Source organism: Ruminococcus sp. (assembly GCF_016283395.1).
Genome location: NZ_JAEEMU010000008.1, coordinates 1 through 4,591, shown reverse-complemented (window position 1 = coordinate 4,591; position 4,591 = coordinate 1). Strand labels below are relative to the sequence as shown.

Genomic DNA, 4,591 nt, shown 5'->3' with positions numbered 1-4,591 from the left:
CAGTTATACTTATCGTATCCCACTATGTCAACAACATCGTCTCCGGGATACCAGTCGGCAGCCGCAGGTGAAGTAGAGCCTGTCCATATCCAGATAAGGTTGTCCAGACCGTAAACATTCGTGAGCTGATCGTAGAGCAGACGGTAGAGCTTCTTGCAGGGCTCCGCGCCCTCAGCTCCCCACCAGAACCAGCCGCCCTCGGCTTCGTGGAGAGGTCTCCAGAGCACAGGCACATCTGCGTCCTTGAGCTTTTTCAGCTCGCCTGCGATAAGCTCGATATCAGCCATAACGACTTCATTTTCCCATGTTCCCTCTGTAACTGCATTTTTACAGCTGAAAGTAGTGAACTTGGGATTAGCTGACTCTACATAGAAAGCTATATCATCGCTGTCCTTTTCGCACGGCACGTTCCAGTGCCATGAAACAGTTGCGATACCGTGATACTTGTTTACCCATTCGATAACTCTCTCGGGAGCATGATCGCGCCAGTCGGAAGAGGTATTGTACGCAAGGAAATCAATTCCGCGTATAGCAGGCTGTTTGCCTGTCTTTTCCTCTATGTATTCAAACTCGGCTTCATTGTCCTTGATGAATACATCGGGGCTGTTCCAGAGGTTATAGTTGTGGTCTCCGCAGTATTCCTGCTGACCTGATATGATGTGCTTTCCATACTGGTCGCAGAGATAATTGTAAAGACGCTTTGTGGTATCAGAAGCCTTGGGATTTGAAAGCTCCCTTGTAGGCGAAAGATTGGTGAGCTTTTCGGGAGCAGCCTTCAATGTGAGATAATCGAAGAAGGTATAGCCCCAGTATGCTTTCAGCTCGATAGTGTTCTTTCCCTTTTTAAGGTTCACCACACCGCCAGAAGTCTCTGCAAATGTCTTGGTGTACGGGCAGGTAAGCTCGCCCTGATTTACTCCGTTGACGTTGAGATACTGGACTTTCTTGTTTGGGTCACTTGGTTCACAGTAACCAATGTTAAGCTCGTAGAGTCCTGCCTCAGGAACATCTACGTCTACGCTGAGGGTTGTGCCCTTCTGATCGAGATAAGCAAATCCCTTGCCCGAGAATCCGCTCAGGTCTGTGCCTTCCGGGAAATCGCTCATCTTTACATCGGAAGCTCCATCAGCGTGGATCTTTCCTCCGCTTGTTTTGCCGTCCTCGAATTCGTATTTGAGGACCTCATCGGCAGCAAGAACTGCCGATGGCTTTGCCAGAGCTGAAGGAAAACTCATCGCCGCCGACGCGATGAACGCAGCTGCAACAGTGCACGCAGCGCGCTTCATGTTTTCTTTTTTCAATTTGATCCCTCCAGATCGTGTGTATTAAATTATTTGCTTTAAGCCTATAATTTAAGTGCCTATCCTTATTTATCAGCTTAACGCAATTATACACATATATGATAACACATTTTTTCTGAAATTGCAAGGGATTTCATAAAACATTACTAATATTAGCCGATTATCCAAAAAGCGCAATTTATGGTCAGACCGTTCTGAAACAGCAATTATTTAAGCTTTTTCCTCCTATCTTCGTTAAATGATATTATCACAACTATGGCTGTAAGCACTCCAAATATGCCGAGCCCGAGCCAGCTCACCCATTCGGGTGCTTTCACGCTTTTCTCAGCGTCTGCAACCTGTGCAAAAGCATCAGCCGTTTCATGTAATTCTGCAAATCCGAGACCGTTTTCCTTTGCATATCGTTCCACCGCCGACTCGCTGTCACCTACTATCGTCATATCTGTTTTTACTGTCATCTTATTGCCGTCACAGTCATACCCGAATGCCTGCTCACCTATATCGTAGCAGGTTTTGGGCAATACCGCGCTCGAAAGCTTTCCGCACATATAAAATGCCATTTCTCCCACAGCTAAAAGGCTCTCGCCCAGCTCTGCGCTGCACAGGTCAGTACAGCCTGCAAAAGCAAATTTTTCGATTATTTTTGTCCCATGCGGCAGACTTATTTCACTAAGAGACGTACAGGCACGAAAGCAGGAATCGGAGATAATATCAAGGGTTTCGGGGAGTTCTATCTCCTTTAGTGCCCCGCAGCCACAGAAGCAGCCCATGCCTATCTCTTCAAGCTCCGCAGGGAGCCTTATGCTTTCAAGCTCATAACAGGCATAAAAGCTGTGATGCCCTATTTTCAGCACTGTGTCAGGCAGTACAGCCTCTTTCAGCGAATGACAGTTATAGAATGCGTTGTCCCTCACCTCAATAACGGGGCATCCCTCAATATATTCGGGTATCTCAATGTATTCGGGTTCGCCTTTGTATCCGACTACCGTCACTTCTCCGTCTATGATAGTGTATTCGTAGCCGCTGCTTTCTGCCGCAGCAGTTCCTTTGTCCGCTGATATCAGCATTATAAATGCCGCAGCAGCAAGTATGATCTTTTTCATACCTATCCCTCCTTTATGTCCAGTATAACATCTGCAATGTACAGCCGAAAGTTCTTTTTCATGTCAAAATATCCGATTTCCCGATGCTTTTCATCCACATCACATTTTAACCCGTGATAAATGACTGCTGTCGCTGACTTCTTTTGTCGGATATTCCCGTAATATTTCCATAAAAAAGGCTTCCGAAAATATCGGAAGCCTTATACGTTCATCTTTTGCCGCAGTTTTTATCAAAGGAAGGATTGCAGGCATAGAAGTTTTTAGAGTCAAGATTATCCTGTGCTATGCGAAGTGCTTCGCCGTTTCGTTCAAGAGAACTCATATTCTCCACTGAATGATTATTTTTTCACTTGTAGCATATATGATGCGGATAAGTATATCTGCCACCTGACGTTTATCGTCAAAGCTCAGCTCGTCCCACATCGCTGAATGATAGTCTATCGTGCAGTCAGGAATACACTTTTCCGAACCGAGCTTCTTCACGCGCTGATATATTTCGTTTTTCCGACTGTCAAGAGCGGAAATACGCTGGTTTATGTACTGAAAAAGCACGTTATCAGCATTGGCGACTTTTTCGAGAAGTCCGTTTATCTCCTTGTCTGTCTCAGCAAGCTCATTCTCCAGCATAGCAAGTTCACTATCGGGAGCACTTTTTTTCGACGGTGAAAGCTTTCCCAGCTCAGTCAGCCTTTCGTTTATCTCATCACACACAAGCTTTTCTATCGCAGCAGTATACAGCGTACCTGCCCCTTTACAGCATTTTGTACCGAGCCTGTTTGAGCAGATGAGGTAACGCCGCCGCCCGTTGTCGAACTGCTTTGCAGTAAGAGCATAGCCGCACTCTCCGCACTTTATCTTGCCGCACAGCCATGAATTTCTCGCCTTCTGCAAAGGTATGATCTGCGCTCTCCCCATGCACTTTTTACGGCATTTCAGCCATAATGCCGAGTCCACTATCCCCTTGTGCGGAGCAAGAACTATCTGCTTGCCTTCAATTTCTGTGATTTTTTTCCTTTTATCTGAACGGCTTTTGTAGCAGTAGCAGCCGTTGACTCCGATATAATCCGAGGGCAGATTCACAAGCACTGCACCATGCTCCTTGAAGAAATCATACACATCAGAGTCAGCCTTTACGTATATGGGATTTAGGATAAGCTCCCTTATCCGCTGTCTTACCCAGTCTTTTCCGCGCTTTTTTATCCCAAGCTCATTCATTCTGTCAATGATATCACCGTATGAAGTCTGCGGCTGAGAGTACATCTCAAACATCATGCGGACGACATTTTCTTCATCGGGTATCGGCTCATACATTGAAGTATGCACCCCGTCAATTACAGCAGGCACTTTTCTGTACCCGTAGGGTATAGCTCCTCCCATGTAAAAGCTTTTCTGACTCCGTGAAAAATATGCGTCAGCAACTCGCTTCTGTATAGTTTCGCGTTCAAGCTGTGCAAATACGATACAGATATTCAGCATTGCATTTCCCATTGGCGAGGAAGTGTCAAACTTTTCCGTTGCAGAAACGAACTGCACACCGTATTTGCCGAACATTTCCATCATCGCCGAAAAATCAAGTATTGAACGGCTTATGCGGTCGAGCTTATAAACAATGACCGTATTTATCTCACCGAGCCTTATATCGTTCATCATCTGTGCGAACTCGGGACGGTTCGTATCCTTGCCGCTGTAACCGCGGTCTATATACGTCCTGAAAGTCTCACCTCTTGCTTCATATTTGCATAGTTCTATCTGATGTTCTATGGAGATGCTGTCCGCACGATCAACAGATTGTCTTGCATAGATAGCTACGATAATATCAGCTCCTTTCAGAACTGTCCGCTGCACTGCTTTGCCGCAGCACAGACACTGTATTTATTTTTCATCACCCTTTTTTACGTATTTTGAGAAAATACCGTACAGCTCCGCTTCCGCAGCTTTTATCTTTTTACGGTTATTTTTATCGGGGAAGAGATTTTCAACAGCCATGCTCCCCTTTTCCGTTATAACTGTTTTAACCTGTGAATAATGACCTGATCTGCTTAACTCTACAATAGAAATCGCCTCCGTTACATTCTATTGCAGCATCACTTGTCCGAATACTTAAAATCCATATTTTTTGATAATAGGATCATGCAGGAAAAAACGGCATTTCTGTGATAAGGTGGTATGTATCATATTGAGCGCGAT

The 4,591-nt window shown here is 45.4% G+C and carries 3 protein-coding genes; all 3 read right to left on the bottom strand.

The features are described from left to right. On the bottom strand, nucleotides 1–1,301 hold a 1,301-nt coding region (locus tag QZZ41_RS00205), incomplete at its 3' end, for a glycosyl hydrolase (protein WP_295066558.1). 206 nt (nucleotides 1,302–1,507) lie between these two features. Next, nucleotides 1,508–2,404 carry a leucine-rich repeat domain-containing protein gene (locus QZZ41_RS00200; protein ID WP_295066555.1) on the bottom strand — a complete coding sequence of 299 codons (897 nt, stop codon included), beginning with the start codon at nucleotides 2,402–2,404 and terminating at the stop codon, nucleotides 1,508–1,510. 318 nt (nucleotides 2,405–2,722) lie between these two features. Next, on the bottom strand, nucleotides 2,723–4,249 hold the full coding sequence (locus QZZ41_RS00190; RefSeq protein WP_295066553.1) for a recombinase family protein: 1,527 nt from the start codon (nucleotides 4,247–4,249) through the stop codon (nucleotides 2,723–2,725). Between the last annotated feature and the right edge of the window lie 342 nt (nucleotides 4,250–4,591).

Excerpts from the sequence above, each read along its gene's own strand:
- QZZ41_RS00200 (WP_295066555.1), bottom strand. The coding sequence starts at position 2,404 with ATGAAAAAGATCATACTTGCTGCTGCGGCATTTATAATGCTGATATCA.